The following is an 18,993-nucleotide window of genomic DNA, read 5'->3' on the forward strand; positions in this document are numbered from 1 at the left end:
CCCTCCCACGCGGGCCTTCACCACGCCCTGAACGACGGTGCACTAGCCCGCATTTCGTTAGCGCGCCGGTTCGGGTCGGGTGCCGGACGCTACGGGGCCGCCGCGGCGGCACCGGTCGTACGCTCAGGGATCGGCACCGGCGAGCATTGGACATCCGGCATGCCCGACGCGGACGACATCGACGCCCTGGCCCGGTCCGCCGCGCACGGCGATCCGGCCGCGCTGAACGCCCTGCTGGTCGCGGTGCGCCCGGAGGTGCTGCGGCTGTGCGCCCGATTCCTGCCCAGCCGGGAGGACGCCGAAGAGGCCTGCCAGGACACCTTGCTGGCGCTGGCCGGCGGCATCACCCGGTTCGAGGGACGTTCCTCGTTCCGCACCTGGCTGCACCGGCTGACCGCCAACCGGGCCCGCTCCACGTACCGCACGCTGCGCCGCCGCTGCCGGCTGGAGGCCGAGGGCGTACCGCTGCCCGACCAGGCCGACCCGCGACGGACCAGCGTGGTCGCGGGCACCCGCCTCGACCTGCTCGACGCCTTCGACTCGGTCCACCCCGACCTCGCCGAGGTGGTCGCCCTGCGCGACGTCCTCGGGCTGAGCTACCCGGAGATCGCCGCCCTGCTCGACGTGCCGCTGGGCACTGTGAAGTCCCGGTTGCACCTGGCCCGCCGGCAGGTCCGGCAACGGCTCGACGCGCAATGAGCCGCACGTCGTTGCGCCGGGTCGTCGTCGTCCTCGCGGCCACCGTGGCGGTCGCCGGCTGCGGCGGCGCCGACGCCGTCTCGCCCCTGCCCGTCCAACCGCCCGGGCCGACCCGTTCGACGCCGGCCCCCACCGCGATCCCCACGATCTCCGCGATCGCCGCGCCCACCGGGTCGCCGTTCCGACCGCCGCCGACCAGCGCGCGCCCGGCCGCGCCACCGCCCGCACCCACCAGAACAAGGGGTACGCCCCGAACGACTCCCCCGCCGACCGACGCGACGCCGGCCTGTCAGGGCGCTGTCCGCTACGACCTGCCGCTCGCCGAGACCGAGATCGAGCTGCTGACATCGCTCTGCTTCGCCACCGGTGCGGTGCTGCGCATCCAGGGCATCGGGCCGGGGCTGGTCACCGTGGACCGCCCGGAGCTGGTCTCCCAGCAGTACGAGGCGGGCGTGGTGGACATCCGCTTCGTCCGCCCCGGCACGGTCGCCGTGACGATCCCCAAGGACGGCCGGGAGCACACCATCACAGTGGTGGTCCGCTAGGCCCTGTCTCCCGGATCACGAATCTCGTTCGCTGGATGGGCGGTCGATGCCGTCTCCGCTTGTTCGACCTGGTGGATGAGTTGCTTGAGGTGGGCGATCTCGTCGCGCAGGGCTGATTGACCGGCAGCGGTGAGAGTCACCCAGGTGCGTGGGCGCTTGCCCTCGTAGCCCTTCTCGATCTCGATCAGCTCGGCCTTCTCCAGGACGCTCAGGTGCTGCCCGAGGTTGCCTGCGGTCAGCTGCAGGGTGGTGCGTAGGAAGCCGAACTCGACCTGGCGGGCTTGGTGCGCGATGGCCAGGATGCCCAGTCGGACGCGCTGGTGGACCACGTCGTCGAGGCCGTTGGTGGGATGGTCGGTCATCGCCCCGCAACCTCGGTGGTCGGCCGGGTCAGGGCGAAGGCGGCACTGCCGAGCAGCAGCAGCGCCGCCGGGACTAGCAGGTACGGCAGGAAGAACCACGGCGAGGTCGAGTGGATAACCTGGCCGCCCTGCACCATCACGATCGCCAGATAGACGAGGCTGTACGCCAGCAGCGCCCAGTTGTGTTCGACCCGCGCGAGCACCAGCAGCGCCAACGCGATGACCGCTAGGGGGCTGGCCAGCCCGTTGATGAGCCACGCCGCCGGCCCGACCTCGATCTCGACCGGATCGGTGGAGAAGGGGTCGGCGGGGACGGGGATGAGCGGGTGGAACGTCAGCCAGATCGACACGGCTGCCATCAGAACGGCCAACGCGACGCCGACGACGACGTAGGGGCGGATCGGGGTGCCCACGCCACGCCGTCGGGACTGCCTGACGTAGAAGCCTGCGATCGCCGCGTAGGCGAGCACCAGCGCGACCGTCCAGTACCCGAGCTGCGTGGGGTTGGGCCCCATGCAGACGGTGTGCTGCGGGCGGGATCGGCAGGTGTCGAACAGGTCGAGGTAGGGGGCGTACCGGTAGACGGGCACCGCGACCAGGGTGATCACCGCGAAGACCAGCAGTGGAAACCAGGTGCCGCGCTGGGCGGAACGGACCTGGCGTGTCAGGTCGCGTACGGCCGCCAACAGCTCGCGAGGCCCGTCCGCCTGCGGAGCGGATTCGTGTGTCATGCAGTCAGCTTTGCATTACAGACCTATCCGCGCAAGAGAGTTTGGCAACCTGGCCCGTGGCTCGGCGCCGGGCCCGCAGGAACTCGGTGCCCGCGACCCCCAGCAGTCACCGAACGCCGTGGGCAGCGCGGCGGCCATCAGCATCAGGCCGAACCTGGTGCCCAGGATCAGCAGCGGGACCGGCTGTCTCCGAGGGCTGTAGCTGTCGGTGATCAACGTGGTGGTCACCCACACCGCGAACAGTGTCGACAGCAGGAGCAGCGCCTGGGCAATGCCGATCCAGCTCTGGTCGGCGGCCATCTTCCTCGAGGTCATCGCCAGACCGGCGACCAGTGCGAGGTCGAAGAACAGCTCCAGCAGATCCGTACGCGGTGACCCGTTCGGCGTGCGGATCTGCGCCCGACGCCTGCCGCCGCTCACCGGCTCGCGCTTCTGGGCCACAGTGACAGCTTCAGACCCGCAGGGCCGCCGCCGAGCGCGTTTCGACAGCACCTACCGCAGGTGTACGCCGGCGAGCAGGGTGTCCACGAAGTCGGGCCCGCTGGCCACTGGCGGGGTGATCTGCGCGTACACCAGGGCGGGTCGATCGGGGTGCAGAGCGGCCGACTCGATGATCTGCGGCCGGCCCCGCTCGCAGCGGTACGCCACCACTGTCCACTCGACGCCGGTCTGCCGGGTGACCCGGGCCGGCGCGGGCGTGCAGTCGCCGTGCGTGCGCTCGGCCAGGAACCCGGCGGGCGTGGCACGGGCCGCCGTGCTGGCGGAGAGACCCACGAACGCTCCGGGCAGGCGAGGGTCGGCTGCCCAGCGGCGGGGTTGCGGCGACATCACCAGCGCCGGTTCGGGTTCGCCGTCGGCGCCGTACTGACCGGCCCAGGTGGCGCCCGTGGCGGACCAGCCGGGTGGCAACGCCACTGTCAGCGGCCCGGTCGTGTACGTGCCGCCGACCGACCGCGCCGACCCGGCACCACCCGGCTCGGCACCCGCCACACCCACCGCGGCGACGGCCACCACAGCGGCCCCGGCCCGCCGCAACCGGTACGAGCGGGCCGGCCGAGGTTGGTGCCGCACCGGACCGGTCACCGTAGCCGGCCCCGCCGGGCCGGTCGCGCGGATCAACGCTGCGTGCAGGGTCGCGGCGTCGGGGTAGCGGTCGGCCGGGCGGTGGGCGGTGGCCCGGGCGAGCACCGCCGCGACCGCCGGAGGCACGTCGTCCCGAAGTCGGATCTCCGGGGAGTGCCGAGGCGGATGGGGCCTGGTCGGGTTCGCGCTCGACGGGTCGGCGGCCAGCAGTCGGATGCCGAGTCGGCCGAGCCCGTACACGTCGGCGCGGGTGTCGACCACCGCCCCCGGATCGTCCTGCTCGGGGGCCATGTAGCCCGGGGTGCCGGCCCGGGCGGTCAGCCCGGAGGCGGCGGCGAGCGCCTTGGCCAGGCCGAGGTCGGCGATCAGCACCTGTTCCCCGCCGCCGGGGCCGGCGGAGCGGAACAGGATGTTGCCCGGGGTGAGATCACGGTGCACGACGCCGTGGCGGTGCAGCACGGCGACCCCGGCGCAGACCTCACCGAGCAGCCGCAACGCCGTCGGCGCGGGGATCTCGCCAGCGGCCAGCCGGTCCCGCAGGCTGCCCCCGTCCGCCCAGGCCAGGACGGCGTACGGGCGGCCGTCGGGCAGCTCACCGACGGCGTGCACCCGGATCAGCCGCTCGTGCTCCAACCGGCGCAGCAACCGGGCCTCGTCGAGGAAGCGTTCCCGCACCCGTAGGTCGTGGCTCCAGTTCTCGGCCAGCACCTTGATCGCCACGTGCGCGTCGAGCGCCCGGTCGTAGCCCAGCCAGACCATCGCGAACGAACCGACGCCGAGCAGTCGCTCGACGGCGTAGGGCCCGATCCGCAGTGGAGCCGTCACCCGTCTCACCCCCGGCCAGCACGGTCGGTCGGCGTTCCTCTGCACAGTAGACCCGGCCGGTCGCAATCCCGACGAACCATTGGCCCTGGCGCGGTGACTAAGAGGGCAGGAGACCCATCACCGAAGGAGCCACGATGAACCGTCCCGCGATCCTCCTCACCACCGCCGCGTTGGCGCTCGGCACGCTCGTCCCGGCGGCGGGTAGCCGGCCCGGCGGCGGCGGCGCCCCAGGCCGGCGGCACCGCGCCCGCCTCGGCCCGCGGTCCGCGCGCCGTCGACCCCGGGCACAGCCACCCGCAGGTGCTCAGCGTCGGTGGCGTCGGCGTGTACCGCATCGGCGCCAGCCTGGCGTCGCTCATCAGGAACGGGCACGTCGGCTGGACCGCGCCGGGTTGCGACGGGGTGGTGCGCACCGGCGCGACCGGATCCTTGGCGGGCGTGATCCTGCTGGCCTTCCGCGACGGGCGACTGGTGGAGGTCGGTACGGCCACCGCGCCGCCGCAGTCCCCCGCCGGCGCCACTGTCGGCATGTCCTTCGACGAGTTGGAGGCGATCTACGGCTGGCGGGGTTCGCTGATCCGCAACGACGCGGGGGACGCCGAGGCGTACCTGGTCCGGGCGGGGTCGCGGGTGGAGTTGTTCACCGGGCACCCGATCCGGCCCGGGGTGGGCTACTTCCAGGTCGGGCCGGCCAGCTTCGTCGAGCGGAACTTCCGGCAGGGCCCGTCCTGCTGACTTTTCCCAGGTGCGGGGCGTCCGGTGTCGACCGGGCGCCCCGCACGTCGTATCGGCCCGAAACGGAGGTTGGGCGGACACGATGATGTCGGGTGGACAACACTGTGTGCCACACAGTATGGTGTGACACATGGTTAGCGAGGACGTTCTACGGACGCACCTACAGGAGTTGCGTCGAGGCACCGTCGTGGTGGCCAGCCTGGTCGCGCTACGCCGACCGGACTACGGCTACGCACTGCTGCAACGGCTCAGCGACCACGGCTTCCCGGTCGACGCCAACACCCTCTACCCGCTGCTGCGCCGCCTGGAGGACCAGGGGCTGCTGACCAGCGAGTGGAACACCGAAGAGAGCCGACCGCGCAAGTTCTACCGGACCAGCGACGAGGGCGAGTCGATGCTGAACCGGCTCCTCGACGACCTCGCCGCCGTGCAGACCTCCATCACCGGGCTGATCCAAGGAGTGGACCGATGAACACCCTGACCGACCGCTACCTCGCCGCCACCCTGCGATCGGTGCCCGCCCAGCGCCGCGACGAGATCGCCACCGAGCTGCGGGCCTCCATCGAGGACATGATCGACGACCGCACCGGCGGTGGCGCGGACCCGACAGCGGCCGAGCGGGAGGTGCTCACCGAGCTGGGCAATCCGGACGAGCTGGCCGCCCGGTACGCCGACCGCCGGTTGCAGCTCATCGGCCCGACCTACTACCTGGTCTGGCTGCGGCTGCTGAAGCTGCTGCTCAGCTTCATCCCGGCGCTCGTCGGCACGATCGTCGCCGTCGTCAAGGTCGCCGAGGGCAGCGGTTTCGGGGCCATCGGGCCGGGCATCGTCGTCGCCCTGCACGTGGCCGTGCACATCGCCTTCTGGCTCACACTGACCTTCGCCATCATCGAGCGCTCCCAGACGACGGTGGACCTGCCCGGCTGGACGGTCGACCAACTGCCCGACGCCCCGGTGCACCGGGGCATCCCGCTCGCCGACACCGTCGCATCGGTGATCATGCTGGTGCTGACCATCGCGTACCTGCCGTTCCAGCACTACCAGTCCTGGGTCCACGGCACCGACGGCGAGAACATCCCGCTCCTCGACCCGGCGCTCTGGTCGTTCTGGCTGCCGGCGCTGATCGTGGTCCTGGCCGCCAGCGCGGTGGTCGAGATCGTCAAGTACCGGATCGCGCACTGGACCTGGACGCTCTTCGGCGTCAGGGCGTTGCTCAGCCTGGCCTTCGCGGTGCCGCTGATGTGGCTGGCTCTCACCGACCGACTGCTCAACCCGGCCCTCGGCGAGCGGCTCAGCTGGCTGGCGAATGCGGACAACCGCAACGTCCTCGGGGCGACCATCGCGGTCGGCGCGGCAGTGGTGGTGGTCTGGGACCTGATCGACACCGCAGTGAAGACCCGGCGGCAGACGGCGTGAGTGATCCCCGACCCGACGGCCCGGCGCGTACCCCGCGCCGGGCCGTCGCCCGTCGTGGTGACCACGGCGGGCCGCCCGGTTGGAGGGCCTGGTGGGCGGCGTGGCATCGTTCCCGGATGACAGTGGCACCGCGACCGGAATGGCGTCGTCCGGGTCCGACGGCGGAGCAGCGCCGAAACGACCTGTGGATCGGCCTGGGGATGACCGGGCTGGCGTTGGTCAGTCTGACCCTGGCCCGCAGCACCGGCGCGTTCCTGCTGGGCCCACCGCCGTCCGGGCCGGAGCAGCTGTTCTGGACCGTCGCGGTGACCCTCCCGCTGATCTGGCGACGACGCTGGCCGACCGCGACACTGCTGGTGGTCGCGGTGGCGTTCATCGCCGCGCAGGCCCGCTCGGCCCCCGAGAGCCAGTTCTCCTCCTGGGCCCTGTTCTGCGCCCTCTACACCGTCGGCGCCTGGGGCCAGGACCGCCAACTGTCCCGCCGGCTGCGGATCGGCGTGATCGCCACGATGTTCGCCTGGCTCGGCGTCTACTACGCGGTGATGATCGACCACATTCCGGCGGACACCTTCGCCGACGCGGTCGGGCCGGTACCCCCGGTGCTCGCCGCGATGGTCAACGGTGTGCTGCTCAACGTGCTGGTCTTCGGCTTCGCGTACTTCTTCGGCGAGACCGCGTGGGTGGCCGCGCGCCGCGAGCACGAGCTGCGCGCCCAGGCCGAGGACCTGCGCCGGTCGCAGGCCGAGGCCCGGGAACGGGCGGTGCTCGGCGAACGGGTCCGGATCGCCCGCGAGCTGCACGACGTGGTCGCCCACCACGTGTCGGTGATGGGCGTACAGGCATCCGCCTGCCGCCGGGTGTTCGACCGCGACCCGAACAAGGCCCGTACGGCGCTGACCGCCATCGAACAGAGCGCCCGCACCGCCGTCGACGAGCTGCGCCGGATGCTCGGCGTCCTGCGGACCTCCGCCGGCACCGACGCCACGCCGCCGGCGGCCGGCGGCGTCGAACGGATCGACGAACTGGTCGAGCGGGCTCGGGCCGCCGGGCTGACTGCCACCCTCGGGGTGTACGGCGACCCGGTCGCATTGCCCGAGTCGGTCTCCCAGACGGCCTACCGGGTGACGCAGGAGGCGGTGACCAACACCCTGAAGCACGCCGAGGCGGCCCTGCTCGACGTGCGGGTCCGGTACCTGGCCCGGGAGGTGGAGGTCGACGTGACCGACGACGGGCGGGGCGGCGGCCGGGCCGACACCGTCGGGTTGGGCCTGATCGGCATGCGCGAACGGGTCACCGCCCACGACGGCGACCTGGAGGCCGGGCCGCGGGCCGGCGGCGGCTGGCGGGTACGCGCCCGCTTCCCCCTGGCGGCGTCGGCGGACCGGCCGGTGGGCCCACAGCGGGAGCCGAGCGACAGGCAGCAGGCGGCAGCCGGCGCGGAGCCGTCGGCATGAGCGCGGCAGCCCAGCAGGCACCCGACACCGGACCGACGGTGCGCGTGCTGCTCGCCGACGACCAGCACCTCGTCCGTACCGGCTTCCGGGTCATCCTCGAGGTGGAGGACGACATCGAGGTGGTCGGGGAGGCCGCCGACGGCGAACGGGCCGTCACCATGACCCGAGCCACCCGCCCCGACGTCGTACTCATGGATGTCGAGATGCCCGGGATGGACGGCCTGGAGGCCACCCGGCAGATCGTCGCCGACGGCCCCGGGGCGCCCGCGGTGCTGATCCTCACCACGTTCGACCGCGACGACTACCTGTTCGCGGCGCTGCGGGCCGGGGCCAGCGGCTTCCTGCTCAAGAACGGCACGCCGGAGGAGCTGATCGAGGCGATCCGGGTGCTGGCCAGGGGCGACGGTCTGCTCGCCCCGGAGATCACCCGCCGGGTGATCTCCACCTTCGCCCGACCCGGCGACCCGGCGGGCACCGCCCACCGGGGCCCGGACGCCGACGCCGCGCTGGCCGAGCTGACCCCGCGCGAACGGGAAGTGCTGATGCTGCTCGCCGCCGGGTCGAGCAACGCGGAGATCGCCACGGCCATCCACCTGGGAGAGGCGACGGTGAAGACGCACGTGAGTCGGGTACTGGCCAAGCTCGGCCTGCGCGACCGGGTGCAGGCAGTGGTGTTCGCCTACGAGAACGGGGTGGTCCGCCCCGGCGGGTGACGGCGTCCGCCGCGAGGTGGACCCGCCCGCTCACCCGCCGGGCGGACGGCGCAGCGGCGTGATCGATCTAGCGTGAGTGCGTGACCAGAACGCTTCGCCTCGACGGCGTCGACCGCAGCTTCGGCGACCGTCAGGTGCTCAGGAACGTGTCCTTCGAGGTGTCCGCTGGCCGGATGACCGGTTTCGTGGGCGCCAACGGCGCCGGCAAGACCACCACCATGCGGATCATCCTGGGTGTGCTCGCCCCCGACGCCGGTGAGGTGAGCTGGGGCGGCACCACGCTGACCCGGCAGGACCGCCGACGCTTCGGTTACATGCCCGAGGAGCGGGGCCTCTACCCCAAGATGACCACCCGCGAGCAGGTGGCCTACCTGGGCCGGCTGCACGGGCTGGACGCCGCCGCTGCACGACGTTCCACCGACGCGCTGCTGGACCGCGTCGGGCTCGGCGAGCGCGGCGACGACCTGCTGGAGACGCTGTCACTGGGCAACCAGCAGCGCGCCCAGATCGCCGCCGCGCTGGTGCACGACCCCGAGGTGCTGGTGCTCGACGAGCCGTTCTCCGGCCTCGACCCGCTGGCAGTGGAGACCGTCGTGGCCGTGCTGCGGGAACGGGCCTCGGCCGGCGCGCCGGTGCTCTTCTCCAGTCACCAGCTCGACGTCGTGGAGCGCCTCTGCGACGACCTGGTGATCATCGGGGACGGGGTGATCCGGGCCGCCGGCAGCCGGCAGCAGCTGCGCGACTCGTACACGGTGCCCCGCTTCGAGCTGGTCGTGGAGCACGACGCCGGCTGGGTACGCGACCACCCCGGGGTGACACTGGTCGAGTTGGACGGCGCGCGGGTGGTCTTCGACCTGCCGGCCGGCACCGACGAACAGCCCGTGCTGCGGGCCGCCCTCGCGCGCGGCCCGGTCCGCGCCTTCCGCCCGGTCAGCCCCTCGCTCACCGAGATCTTCCGAGAGGTCACCCAGTGAACGTCACCCAGGCCACCCGGCTGGTCGCCGAACGCGAGATCCGGGTCAAGCTGCGCGACCGCACCTTCCTGTTCGGCACGCTGTTCTTCCTGTTGATCGCCGCGGCCGGCACCATCCTGCCGCCGCTGTTCTCCGGCGGGCCGTCCACAGTGGCGGTGACCGAGAGCCTGGCCGCGCCGCTGCGCGCCGCCGGGCTGGAAGTCCGGGTCGTGCCCGATGACCGGGCCGCCGAGCAGGCCGTCCGCGACGACGACGTGGACGCTGCGGTGGTCACCGGACCAGCCGTCCTGGCCATGGACGACGCCCCCGACGACGTGGTGAGGGCCCTGAGCACCCAGCCGACCGTCCGCCTGCTCGATCCGGACGCGGTCGATCCGGTGGTGGCGTTCCTGGTGCCGTTCGTCTTCGCGTTCGTCTTCTTCATCACCTCGCAGACGTTCGGTGTGCAGATCGCGCAGAGCGTCATCGAGGAGAAGCAGACCCGGATCGTGGAGATCCTGGTCGCCGCCGTGCCGGTCCGGGCCCTGCTGGCCGGGAAGGTGGTGGCCGGGGCCATCCTGGCGTTCGCGCAGATCGCCCTGATCGCGGTGGTGGCGGTTCTCGGGCTGCAGATCGGTGACAGCGGAGGTCTGCTCAGCCTGCTCGCCCCGGCGATCGGCTGGTTCGTGCCGTTCTTCCTGATCGGTTTCGTGCTGCTCGCCGCCATGTGGGCCGCGGCCGGCGCGCTGGCCAACCGGCAGGAGGACATCGCCGCCGTCTCGACGCCGGTGCAGCTCGCCGTCATGCTGCCGTTCTTCGCGGTGATCTTCCTGAACGACAACGCCACAGCGATGCGGGTGCTGTCATACCTGCCGTTCTCGTCGCCCACGGCCATGCCGCTGCGGCTCTTCACCGGCGACGCGGCCGGCTGGGAGCCGATCGTCTCACTGGTCCTCCTGGTGCTCGCCGCCGGCGCGTTCCTCCTCGCCGGGGCCCGGGTGTACGAGGGGTCGCTGCTGCGCACCAACGGCCGGACCTCGCTGCGTACCGCCTGGCGGGAGCGGGAGACGATCGGCTGAGCCAGCGGTCCGCCCCGCGCGGGCGTCGGTGTCCTGATCGGATGCCGGCGCCCGCTGCCGTACGGCACCGTTCCGAGCGCTGTTCGGTGGCCGTGAACTGCGCGAACACTCCTACGTTGAGCCGATCCTCACGGCAACGACCTGGTCGTCGCCGGTTTCCGGACCGGAAAGGCTCTCGATGTCCCCACCGATCAACGCACGGCAACTCCGTCGTCTGCTCAGCCTCGTGCTCGCGGTCGCCCTCGCCAGCACCCTCACCGCCCTCGTCCGGCCCGCGCCGGCCGCCGCCGCCCCGGGCGACCTCATCCTCAACGGCACGTTCGACAACGGCAGCACCCAGCCCTGGTGGACCCGGCTCGCCTCGACCAGCACCACTGTCAACGCCGGGCAACTGCGCGTCCGCACCAGCGCCACGGTCGGCAAGCCCGTCTGGGAGGACCTGGTCGGTCACTTCGAGTTCGGGGTGACGGCCGCGCAGTCGTACCGGTTGCAGTTCGACGCCTCGGCCGACGTCAACCGTTCGCTGCGCGTCTCGGTCTCCCGGGCGGACACGCCCTTCACCTCCGCTGTCGACCAGAGCGTTGCGCTGACGTCCTCGATGCGCCGGTTCACAGTCGACTTCGCGTCCCCGTTCGGCGACCCGAAGGCGGTGTTGCTGTTCCACTTCGGCGGCCAGGCCGCCTCGACGGTCCGGTTGGACAACATCTCGCTCACCCCGCTGGCCGTGAACCCGGCCACCGACCCGATCCTGTACTGGAACGGCATCCTGCTGGCCACGTACAAGGGGCTGGACCTGCCACCCACCTCCTCGTCCCGCGAGGCCGCCATCCTGCACGCGGCGATGCACGACGCCGCCGTCTCGGTCACCGGGGTCGGCAACCCCTACCGGGTACGAGTGCCGGTCAGCTACCCCGGCACCATGGACGACGTCGTGGCGCCGTCCCTGCACGCGGCCATCGACCGGGCCGCGTACGACGTGCTGACCGCGCTGTACACCCGGCACGGTCGTTCCTTCACCGATGCCCTCGACGGTGCCGTCGAGCGCCGGCCGTCCGGCGTGAACGACGCCGAGGAGGCGCGCGGTGACACCGTCGGCGCGGCGGCCGCCGCCGCCAACCTCCAGGCCCGCGCCAACGACGGCTCCGACAATGACAGGTCGTACCAACTGGACGGCGTACCCGGCTCGTGGCGGCCGACCAACGGCAAGGCGGCGGTCAGCCCGAACTGGGGCTTGGTCACCCCGTTCGCGCTCACCTCGGGCCAGCAGTTCCGGCCCGGTCTGCCGGCCGGCGCCAACGGGTACGACGACCTGCTCGGCAAGGACGAATACGACACGCAGGTGCGGGAGATCCGCGACTACGGTGGTCGGACGTCGTCGCTGCGGACCCCCGAGCAGACGCAGATCGCGTTCTTCTGGGCCAACGACCTGGGGGGCACGTACAAGCCACCGGGTCAACTCTTCTCACACACCCGGATCGTGTCGGAGCAGCGTCAGCTCGGCATCCTGGCCAATGCCAGACTCTTCGGGCTGGTCGCCCTCGCCCTCGCAGACGCCGCCATCGCCGCCTGGGACGCCAAGTACCAGACGCCCATCGACCTGTGGCGGCCGGTGACCGCCATCGAGGCGACGGAGGGCACCGGTTGGCAGCCGCTGTCGCAGACCCGCGAGGGGGTGCCGTACACGCCGGCCTTCCCGGCCTACATCTCCGGGCACGCCACCTTCGCGGGGGCCTGGTCCGCGGTGATGAAGAGGTTCTTCGGCACCGACGCGATCGCCTTCGACGCCACCACTGACGATCCGCACGCCGTGGACGTGGTCCGGCACATGACCGGCTTCGACCACGCCGCCGAGGAGAACGCGCTGAGCCGGATCTACCTCGGCGTGCACTATCGGTTCGACGCGGAGGCCGGGCTCGCCACCGGCCGTTCCGTGGGCGCGTACGTCTTCGCCAACCGCCTGCGACAGTGAATCGTCGGTCGGGATAACGGGGGGCTCCCCGTCCGGTTCGTGTGGACCGGGCGGGGAGCATGACGCGTGACCGCTACGCGGCGCAGTTCCAGTGGCCGAAGTCGCCGGTACGAGACCAGACCTCCCGTGCCGTCCTGATGTTCCAGGCCGCGTCCAGCGCCGTCTGGCGGTCGACGCCGAACCGGGACACCTCCATGTCGCTGAACTGGAACAACCCCCAGCGCCGCGTTCCGTCCTCGCCGACCTCCACCCGGTACGGGTCCAAGCCGGACAGGCAGCGCGCCACCTGCACCGCCCCGGCCGGGTCCTCCGGGAACGTCCGCCGCAGATGTTTGCCGATCCGGTCCTCCGACCAACGGGCGGGCACCTTGCGATCGCCGGCCAACTCGTCGAACAACCGCTCGTCCGCGGTGCCACTGACCGGCAGAGCGCCGAACGCCTGGAACACGATCACCCGGCTGGTGGTGTCCGGGCCGAACCAGCCGTCGACCGGCACTGTGAGTCCGTCGGCCACCAGGTGCTCCTGGAGGCTCAGCACGCAGGGGCCGTACATGCCCTGGCGCAGCACCTCCGGGCAGCCATCGGTCGGTGAGCCGTCCACTGCGGGAGGGGCGAGGGGTCGCAGCGCCCCGGCCGCCCCGACCGTCAGGACGCCGAGCACCGCCAGCAGCGCCAGCCGAAGCCAGCGACGCGCCGGCCAGGGCGCTTCGGGTCGCTGTGGAATCGAGCCGACGCTCGGGCGGATATTCGCCGCGACGGCCGCGGACGGGCCGGCAGGGGTCCGTGCCGCGTCACTCTCGGCTCGACAGTGCTCGCCGAGGCGAGCCTCGAGGTCCCGCCGTGTCTCCAGCCACCTGTCGACCTCGACCGCCGGGGTGCCGCAGGCGGTCAGCAGCGCGACGACGGTACGTTCCCGGGGCAGCGTCGTCCGCCCCAGCATCGTCGCGAGGGTGCTCGGCGGCAGCCAGTGCCCGGCCGCCGAGGCTCGCCGGGCGAGCTCCCGATAGGTCAGACCGGAACGCCGCCGCACCTCCCTGAGCAACGCCACGTACTCCCCCGCCGTGGCCGCCTGCGGCACCGGATCCCGGACAGCGTCATCCATCGAATCTCCCCGTGTCGTTGGTGTGGTCGGGCCCGAACCCGTGCCGGCACGAGCCCGTCGGCCGTACCCCGCTCAGCGACGCGGCCATCGAGAAAAGACGCTAGGTAACCCGGTCGACCAGGACAATGCCCCGGTCACCGCGCTGGGCTGTCCGGGCAGCTCAGAGCGGCATGTCCGGATCCTGTCCGACCATCTCGGACAGTCGCCGGGACCCGATTTGCCCTCGCGTCCGCGGGGTCTGGAGAATCGGGCGATGACCACGGGGGAGCTACGCCCGGACGACGCGTCCGACCCGGCCGAGTTCGTCGAGATGCTGCGCCAGCTCAAGGACCGGTCAGGGCTCACCTACCGGCAACTGGAGCAGCGTGCCGCGTCGACGGGTGACGTGCTGGCCCGCAGCACCGCGGCGGACATTCTTCGCCGGTCCACACTGCCGCGCCCCGAGGTGGTGGCCGCGTTCGTGCGGGCGTGCGGCGCGGAAGATCAGGTCGAGACGTGGCTACGGGCCCGGCACCGCCTCGCGGCAGGTCAGTTGGCCCCGCCGTCGCCGGCAGCGGACCCACCGCCGGTCGACGCGGTTGCGACCGTGGCCCCGGAGCACTCTGGCCCGGCCCGCCCACGCTGGTTCGCGCGGCCCGCGCCGCTGGCGCTGCTCGTCGTCGCCGCCCTGCTGGCCACGCTCGGCGTGGGCTTCTGGATCGAGCGACGCGACGATGAGCAGGGAAAGGCCGCGCAAACCACCGATCCGACCGCATCGGCGGGCGGCGGTGCCCGTTCGCCGAGCGCGGGGCTCAGTCAGATCCGCCCCGCCCGCAGCCCGCACCTCTGCCTCACCGAGGGTCGCGATCGCACCGGCCAGTACACCAAGGAGATAGCGGTCCAGCGGCCCTGCACGGAGGCCACCCCACCGGACACCTCGCTGGAACCGGTCGCCGACGGAATGTTCTTCATCCACTGGGTCCACCCGGTGCTCGGAAAGGGCTGCCTCACCATCCGCGAGGAGGATCCCGGCCGGAACCTGCTCGAACCCTGGAACGAGAAGGATTGCAGCGCGAACAGGTCGAAGCAGGTGTTCCACTTCGAACCGACCGGAGCGACGCCCGACGCGTACCGCATCCGGCCCGACCGTACCGAGTTGTGCGTCGGCCTGCGCGACGACGACAGCGCCGTGGCGGACGCCGCGCTGGTCGAGCCGTGCACCGGCGGCCCGGATCAGGTGTTCCTGGTCAACGCGCTGCCCGGCAACTGACGTCGGCGCCGCTCAACGCGCGGGTGGCACCTGATCCCAGCCGGCGGGCAGCGGGGGCGCCGCCCAGGTGGGGTCGGGCTGCCAGGTGGCCCACGCCGGGTCCCACCAGCGCTCACCCCCGTCGAGCAGGGCGGCGATCCGGTCACCCTCGGCCTGGATGGCGTCCCCCATGCCCGGGTAGCGCCCCTCGACGAGGCGCTGGGCGAACATCTCCACGTCCTTCCAGACGTACCGGTCGGCGTCCGCGGCCCACCACAGGTCCAGTTCGTGGTCCAGGGTGTCCACCCCGATCGGGGTACGCCGCACCGGGTCCTGGAGGTTGAAGTACCAGCCGGCGAAGTCGCGCCCCGGCCCGGTCCAGAACACGTCGATCGAGTGCGCCTCACCGGGGCGTTGCAGCATCAGCTTGCCGTGCCCGGACCAGGAGCGGTGCCCGGCGGCCTCCCACGGGTGCCGCCCGCAGGGGAAGACGCCCGGGTCCGGGAAGCCGAACTCGGCCCCCGGTGGGAGGTAGAGGACGAGCAGGTCAGGCGAATCCTCGACGCAGATCGTCGGGCAGCCGAACCAGACCTCACCCCGCAGCACCTCACGCCGCACCACGGTGTCGCCAGGCTCAAACCGCTCCACCACCCCGCACCCCCTCCCTCGCCGTCCCAGCCCCAGCCCCCGCCGCGATCTTGCACTTCCTGTTGACGATATGCCCTGCGTGACCCGGTCTGTCGGGTCAGAAAGTGCAAGATCGCGGCGGGGTGAGGCGGGGGCGAGGGCAGGACAGGGTCAGGCGTCGACCGCCGCCATCACGTCGTCGCTGACGTCGAAGTTGGCGTAGACGTTCTGCACGTCGTCGCAGTCCTCCAGGACGTCGATCAGCTTGAAGATCTTGCGCGCGCCCTCTTCGTCCAGCGGCACGTTGACGCTGGGGATCAGGGAGGACTCGGCCGACTCGTACTCGATGCCGGCGTCCTGCAACGCCGTGCGCACCGGGATCAGGTCGGTCGGCTCGGAGACCACCTCGTACGCCTCGCCGATGTCGTTGACCTCTTCGGCGCCGGCGTCCAGGACGGCCAGCATCACGTCGTCCTCGCTGGTGCCCTCCTTGGGGACGATCACCACGCCCTTGCGGGAGAACATGTACGACACCGAGCCGGCGTCGGCGAGCGAGCCGCCGTTGCGGGTCAGCGCGGTCCGTACCTCGGTCGCCGCGCGGTTGCGGTTGTCGGTGAGGCACTCGATGAGCATGGCCACGCCGCTCGGGCCGTACCCCTCATACATGATCGTCTGCCAGTCGGCGCCGCCGGCCTCCAGGCCGGAGCCACGCTTGACGGCGCGATCGATGTTGTCGTTCGGCACCGAACTCTTCTTCGCCTTCTGGATGGCGTCGAAGAGCGTCGGATTGCCGGTGGGGTCGCCGCCGCCGATCCGCGCGGCCACCTCGACGTTCTTGATCAGCTTGGCGAACATCTTGCCGCGCTTGGCGTCGATGACGGCCTTCTTGTGCTTGGTCGTCGCCCACTTTGAGTGGCCGGACATCTTCTACCTCCGTTGCTACCCGCCGTCTGCATCGACCGCACCGCTCACGCCCCGCTCCCGCCGGCGCACGCGGAGGTGCCGGTCAGCTCTGGTGGAAGCCGTGGCGGGCAGATGGCCCTGCCGAATCTCCGCAATCCTACCGACGTCCCCCGGGTCCCTGTCATGCACCGCGCACGGCACGGCCGGCCGGCCCCGACGGACCAGGGCAGACGGGACAAAAACCCGGTCCGGGCCGCGACCGCGGCGAGCATCATGGACAGCCCGGCCAAGTCGCCCGCCGGTTCAGGAGGCGGCGCGGACCAGGTCCACGAAGTACGCGTGAACCCGCAGGTCACCGGTGAGCTCCGGGTGGAACGAGGTGGCCAGCAGGTTGCCCTGTCGGACCGCCACGATCCGGTCGGCGGCCGGGCCATCGGAAACCACCCCGATGACCTCGACGCCGGCACCGACCCGCTCGACCCACGGCGCGCGGATGAACACCGCGTGGAACGGCTCCCCGGGCACCCCGACGACGGTCACCGGCGCCTCGAACGAGTCGACCTGCCGGCCGAACGCGTTGCGCCGGACGGTCATGTCGATGCCGGCGAAACCCCGCTGATCGGGTCGACCGTCGAGCACCTCGGTCGCCAACATGATCAACCCGGCGCAGGAGCCGTAGACCGGCATGCCGTCGGCGATCCGCTTGTCGATCGGCTCGCGCATCTCGAAGATATCGGCGAGCTTGCTCATGGTGGTGGACTCGCCGCCGGGGATGACCAGCCCGTCGACCGCGTCCAGCTCCGCCGGACGGCGGACCGGGCGGGCGTCCGCGCCCGCAGCGGCCAGCGCCGCCACGTGCTCGCGGACGTCGCCCTGGAGCGCGAGCACACCGATCACGGGTGCCGTCATGGTCGCACCATTCCTCTCCGCGTCACGCCGCCCGGAAAAGAGGTTCACCAACCGCGCTCGGCCAGCCGGTGCGGCTGCGGGATCTCGTCGACGTTGATGCCGACCATCGCCTCGCCGAGCCCCCGGGAGACCTTGGCCAGCACGTCCGGGTCGTCGTGGAAGGTGGTCGCCTTGACGATCGCGGCGGCCCGCTGAGCCGGGTTGCCCGCCTTGAAGATGCCGGAGCCGACGAAGACGCCCTCCGCGCCGAGCTGCATCATCATCGCCGCGTCGGCCGGCGTGGCGATCCCGCCCGCGGTGAACAGCACCACCGGCAGCTTGCCGCTCTCGGCGACCTCCTTGACCAGCTCGTACGGGGCCTGCAACTCCTTGGCCGCGACGTACAGCTCGTCGGTCGGCAGCGAGGCCAGCCGGCGGATCTCCTGGCGGATCTTGCGCATGTGGGTGGTGGCGTTGGAGACGTCACCGGTGCCCGCCTCGCCCTTGGAGCGGATCATCGCCGCGCCCTCGGTGATCCGGCGCAGCGCCTCGCCCAGGTTGGTCGCGCCACAGACGAAGGGCACTGTGAACGCCCACTTGTCGATGTGGTTCGCGTAGTCGGCCGGGGTCAGCACCTCGGACTCGTCGACGTAGTCCACGCCGAGCGACTGGAGGATCTGCGCCTCCACGAAGTGGCCGATGCGGGCCTTGGCCATCACCGGGATGGACACCGCCTCGATGATTCCGTCGATCATGTCGGGGTCGCTCATCCGGGACACCCCACCCTGCGCGCGGATGTCGGCGGGCACCCGCTCCAGGGCCATCACCGCGACGGCGCCGGCGTCCTCGGCGATCTTGGCCTGCTCGGCGTTGACGACATCCATGATCACGCCGCCCTTGAGCATCTCGGCCATGCCCCGCTTCACGCGGGCGGTGCCGACGACGGGGGCGGTACCGGTGTTCGACGCGGTGTTTTCGGGCACGGGTCATCGCTCCTTGGACATGCTCTGGGGGTGGCAGCGAAAATGCTACGCGCGGTGCAACGCCGCACCGACAGCCAATCAGACCCCCGGTGGCCTGCACTGTGGCAGTGGTCACCGGCTCGTCGCGGGAGCCACGGCGGCCGTCGGAGGTCAGGCGGCGGGGACGTCCGCCGGCACGACGAGGGTCGGGTCGTCGATGTCGAAGTAGCGCGGCCACTCCCGGCCCCGCCCCATCCGCAACAGGCGCACCAGCGGCCGGCTGCGCGCCGAGCGGGCGTCCCGGACCAGGTCGGTGTGCACCTGCCGGGACAACGCGAGCCGACGACTCGCGGCGATGACCGCCACGCAGTCCGGGTCGCCCGGGTCCAACTGGACGCCGCGCAACTGCCGGGTCAGGTCGTTCTCCGCCGCCTCCCGCTCGTCCGGGCTGGCGTCCAGGGCGATCCGGGCCGCCGCGTACAGCTCGACGCCGAAACGCCGCTCAGCCAGGACCGCGGCTGCCGCCGCGCGGCGCAGCAGGTGGGCGTCGAGGGCCCGGGCCGCCAGCTCCGCGCGGCCCTGTAGCCGCTCGACCCGGCCGGCGGTCCAGATGAGGTACGCCGCGACAAGCCCCACGACCACGCTCGCGGCCACCACCCACCACATGTGCGGCATCGTAGTGCTGCTCCGTTTCGTCCGATTGGGCGCGGCCGGACCGG

The 18,993-nt window shown here is 71.9% G+C and carries 21 protein-coding genes; 11 read left to right on the forward strand and 10 right to left on the reverse strand.

The window, feature by feature from the left end:
- The first annotated feature begins 159 nt into the window (after positions 1–159).
- Together MED15_RS18335 and MED15_RS18340 are read left to right on the forward strand one after the other, a co-directional pair.
- Entirely contained in the window at positions 160–699 is a 540-nt protein-coding gene (locus MED15_RS18335; protein WP_112583360.1) for an RNA polymerase sigma factor, read from the forward strand.
- Positions 696–1,244: a hypothetical protein gene (locus MED15_RS18340; protein WP_112583361.1), complete on the forward strand. Its 549-nt coding sequence runs from the start codon at positions 696–698 to the stop codon at positions 1,242–1,244. The genes MED15_RS18335 and MED15_RS18340 overlap by 4 nt, the downstream gene beginning before the upstream one ends.
- On the opposite strand, the gene MED15_RS18345 is transcribed toward MED15_RS18340, so the two are convergent.
- Genes MED15_RS18345 through MED15_RS18360 form a run of 4 tightly spaced genes read right to left on the reverse strand, consistent with a single transcriptional unit; the run spans position 1,241 to position 4,245 of the window.
- Positions 1,241–1,606, reverse strand: a complete 366-nt coding sequence (locus MED15_RS18345; RefSeq protein ID WP_112583362.1) for a winged helix-turn-helix domain-containing protein — start codon at positions 1,604–1,606, stop codon at positions 1,241–1,243. The genes MED15_RS18340 and MED15_RS18345 overlap by 4 nt on opposite strands.
- Positions 1,603–2,337 (reverse strand): hypothetical protein, encoded by a 735-nt coding sequence (locus tag MED15_RS18350; RefSeq protein ID WP_112583363.1) that lies wholly within the window; start codon positions 2,335–2,337, stop codon positions 1,603–1,605. The genes MED15_RS18345 and MED15_RS18350 overlap by 4 nt, the downstream gene beginning before the upstream one ends.
- A 15-nt stretch (positions 2,338–2,352) precedes the next feature.
- On the reverse strand, positions 2,353–2,778 hold the full coding sequence (locus MED15_RS18355) for a low temperature requirement protein A (RefSeq protein WP_167457673.1): 426 nt from the start codon (positions 2,776–2,778) through the stop codon (positions 2,353–2,355).
- Between the two features lie 51 nt (positions 2,779–2,829).
- Positions 2,830–4,245, reverse strand: coding sequence for a serine/threonine-protein kinase (locus MED15_RS18360; protein ID WP_112736330.1), 1,416 nt, complete (start codon positions 4,243–4,245; stop codon positions 2,830–2,832).
- 300 nt (positions 4,246–4,545) lie between these two features.
- On the opposite strand from MED15_RS18360, the gene MED15_RS18365 reads away from it, so the two are divergent.
- From MED15_RS18365 to MED15_RS18400, 8 genes are all read left to right on the forward strand, one after another.
- Positions 4,546–4,980: a hypothetical protein gene (locus MED15_RS18365; protein WP_244220497.1), complete on the forward strand. Its 435-nt coding sequence runs from the start codon at positions 4,546–4,548 to the stop codon at positions 4,978–4,980.
- Between the two features lie 130 nt (positions 4,981–5,110).
- Entirely contained in the window at positions 5,111–5,452 is a 342-nt protein-coding gene (locus tag MED15_RS18370) for a PadR family transcriptional regulator (RefSeq protein ID WP_091401756.1), read from the forward strand.
- On the forward strand, positions 5,449–6,396 hold the full coding sequence (locus MED15_RS18375) for a permease prefix domain 1-containing protein (RefSeq protein ID WP_112736332.1): 948 nt from the start codon (positions 5,449–5,451) through the stop codon (positions 6,394–6,396). Before MED15_RS18370 ends, MED15_RS18375 begins: the two co-directional genes overlap by 4 nt.
- 116 nt (positions 6,397–6,512) lie before the next feature.
- Positions 6,513–7,850 (forward strand): sensor histidine kinase, encoded by a 1,338-nt coding sequence (locus tag MED15_RS18380; RefSeq protein ID WP_112736334.1) that lies wholly within the window; start codon positions 6,513–6,515, stop codon positions 7,848–7,850.
- Entirely contained in the window at positions 7,847–8,563 is a 717-nt protein-coding gene (locus MED15_RS18385; RefSeq protein ID WP_112602090.1) for a response regulator, read from the forward strand. Before MED15_RS18380 ends, MED15_RS18385 begins: the two co-directional genes overlap by 4 nt.
- An 80-nt stretch (positions 8,564–8,643) precedes the next feature.
- A complete protein-coding gene (locus MED15_RS18390; protein WP_112583369.1) occupies positions 8,644–9,537 on the forward strand; it encodes an ABC transporter ATP-binding protein in 894 nt (297 codons plus the stop codon).
- Positions 9,534–10,595, forward strand: a complete 1,062-nt coding sequence (locus tag MED15_RS18395; RefSeq protein ID WP_112583370.1) for an ABC transporter permease — start codon at positions 9,534–9,536, stop codon at positions 10,593–10,595. Before MED15_RS18390 ends, MED15_RS18395 begins: the two co-directional genes overlap by 4 nt.
- Before the next feature lie 178 nt (positions 10,596–10,773).
- A complete protein-coding gene (locus tag MED15_RS18400; RefSeq protein WP_112736336.1) occupies positions 10,774–12,564 on the forward strand; it encodes a carbohydrate binding domain-containing protein in 1,791 nt (596 codons plus the stop codon).
- Between the two features lie 73 nt (positions 12,565–12,637).
- Here MED15_RS18400 and MED15_RS18405 read toward each other — a convergent pair whose 3' ends face one another.
- Complete coding sequence (locus tag MED15_RS18405) at positions 12,638–13,666, reverse strand: helix-turn-helix domain-containing protein (protein ID WP_112583372.1); 1,029 nt, start codon at positions 13,664–13,666, stop codon at positions 12,638–12,640.
- A 253-nt stretch (positions 13,667–13,919) separates the two neighbouring features.
- Here MED15_RS18405 and MED15_RS18410 point away from each other — a divergent pair, with 253 nt between their 5' ends.
- Positions 13,920–14,915: a helix-turn-helix domain-containing protein gene (locus tag MED15_RS18410; RefSeq protein ID WP_112736338.1), complete on the forward strand. Its 996-nt coding sequence runs from the start codon at positions 13,920–13,922 to the stop codon at positions 14,913–14,915.
- Positions 14,916–14,927: 12 nt separating this feature from the next.
- Here the strand turns inward: MED15_RS18410 and MED15_RS18415 are convergent, their stop codons facing one another.
- The 5 genes from MED15_RS18415 to MED15_RS18435 all read right to left on the reverse strand — a co-directional run bounded on the left by MED15_RS18415 (position 14,928) and on the right by MED15_RS18435 (position 18,949).
- Positions 14,928–15,542: a ribonuclease FAU-1 family protein gene (locus MED15_RS18415; RefSeq protein WP_112736346.1), complete on the reverse strand. Its 615-nt coding sequence runs from the start codon at positions 15,540–15,542 to the stop codon at positions 14,928–14,930.
- Between the two features lie 150 nt (positions 15,543–15,692).
- Positions 15,693–16,445 carry a YebC/PmpR family DNA-binding transcriptional regulator gene (locus MED15_RS18420; protein ID WP_091401738.1) on the reverse strand — a complete coding sequence of 251 codons (753 nt, stop codon included), beginning with the start codon at positions 16,443–16,445 and terminating at the stop codon, positions 15,693–15,695.
- Positions 16,446–16,727: 282 nt separating this feature from the next.
- The gene (gene pdxT, locus MED15_RS18425) at positions 16,728–17,333 is read right to left on the reverse strand and encodes a pyridoxal 5'-phosphate synthase glutaminase subunit PdxT (protein WP_112583376.1); all 606 of its coding nucleotides are present in this window, start codon (positions 17,331–17,333) and stop codon (positions 16,728–16,730) included.
- 44 nt (positions 17,334–17,377) lie between these two features.
- Complete coding sequence (pdxS, locus tag MED15_RS18430; RefSeq protein WP_091401733.1) at positions 17,378–18,295, reverse strand: pyridoxal 5'-phosphate synthase lyase subunit PdxS; 918 nt, start codon at positions 18,293–18,295, stop codon at positions 17,378–17,380.
- Positions 18,296–18,445: 150 nt separating this feature from the next.
- Entirely contained in the window at positions 18,446–18,949 is a 504-nt protein-coding gene (locus tag MED15_RS18435; RefSeq protein ID WP_091401731.1) for a hypothetical protein, read from the reverse strand.
- Positions 18,950–18,993 lie beyond the last annotated feature (44 nt).

This window comes from Micromonospora noduli, assembly GCF_003264475.1.
GTDB lineage: Bacteria > Actinomycetota > Actinomycetes > Mycobacteriales > Micromonosporaceae > Micromonospora > Micromonospora noduli.

Bases quoted from the DNA above. Each gene is read 5' to 3' on its own strand.
- pdxT (WP_112583376.1), bottom strand. From the start codon at position 17,333: ATGACGGCACCCGTGATCGGTGTGCTCGCGCTCCAGGGCGACGTCCGC.
- MED15_RS18375 (WP_112736332.1), top strand. From the start codon at position 5,449: ATGAACACCCTGACCGACCGCTACCTCGCCGCCACCCTGCGATCGGTG.
- MED15_RS18340 (WP_112583361.1), top strand. From the start codon at position 696: ATGAGCCGCACGTCGTTGCGCCGGGTCGTCGTCGTCCTCGCGGCCACC.
- MED15_RS18350 (WP_112583363.1), bottom strand. From the start codon at position 2,337: ATGACACACGAATCCGCTCCGCAGGCGGACGGGCCTCGCGAGCTGTTG.
- MED15_RS18380 (WP_112736334.1), top strand. From the start codon at position 6,513: ATGACAGTGGCACCGCGACCGGAATGGCGTCGTCCGGGTCCGACGGCG.
- MED15_RS18400 (WP_112736336.1), top strand. From the start codon at position 10,774: ATGTCCCCACCGATCAACGCACGGCAACTCCGTCGTCTGCTCAGCCTC.
- MED15_RS18410 (WP_112736338.1), top strand. From the start codon at position 13,920: ATGACCACGGGGGAGCTACGCCCGGACGACGCGTCCGACCCGGCCGAG.
- MED15_RS18420 (WP_091401738.1), bottom strand. From the start codon at position 16,445: ATGTCCGGCCACTCAAAGTGGGCGACGACCAAGCACAAGAAGGCCGTC.
- MED15_RS18435 (WP_091401731.1), bottom strand. From the start codon at position 18,949: ATGCCGCACATGTGGTGGGTGGTGGCCGCGAGCGTGGTCGTGGGGCTT.
- MED15_RS18370 (WP_091401756.1), top strand. From the start codon at position 5,111: ATGGTTAGCGAGGACGTTCTACGGACGCACCTACAGGAGTTGCGTCGA.
- MED15_RS18335 (WP_112583360.1), top strand. From the start codon at position 160: ATGCCCGACGCGGACGACATCGACGCCCTGGCCCGGTCCGCCGCGCAC.
- MED15_RS18385 (WP_112602090.1), top strand. From the start codon at position 7,847: ATGAGCGCGGCAGCCCAGCAGGCACCCGACACCGGACCGACGGTGCGC.
- MED15_RS18345 (WP_112583362.1), bottom strand. From the start codon at position 1,606: ATGACCGACCATCCCACCAACGGCCTCGACGACGTGGTCCACCAGCGC.
- MED15_RS18405 (WP_112583372.1), bottom strand. From the start codon at position 13,666: ATGGATGACGCTGTCCGGGATCCGGTGCCGCAGGCGGCCACGGCGGGG.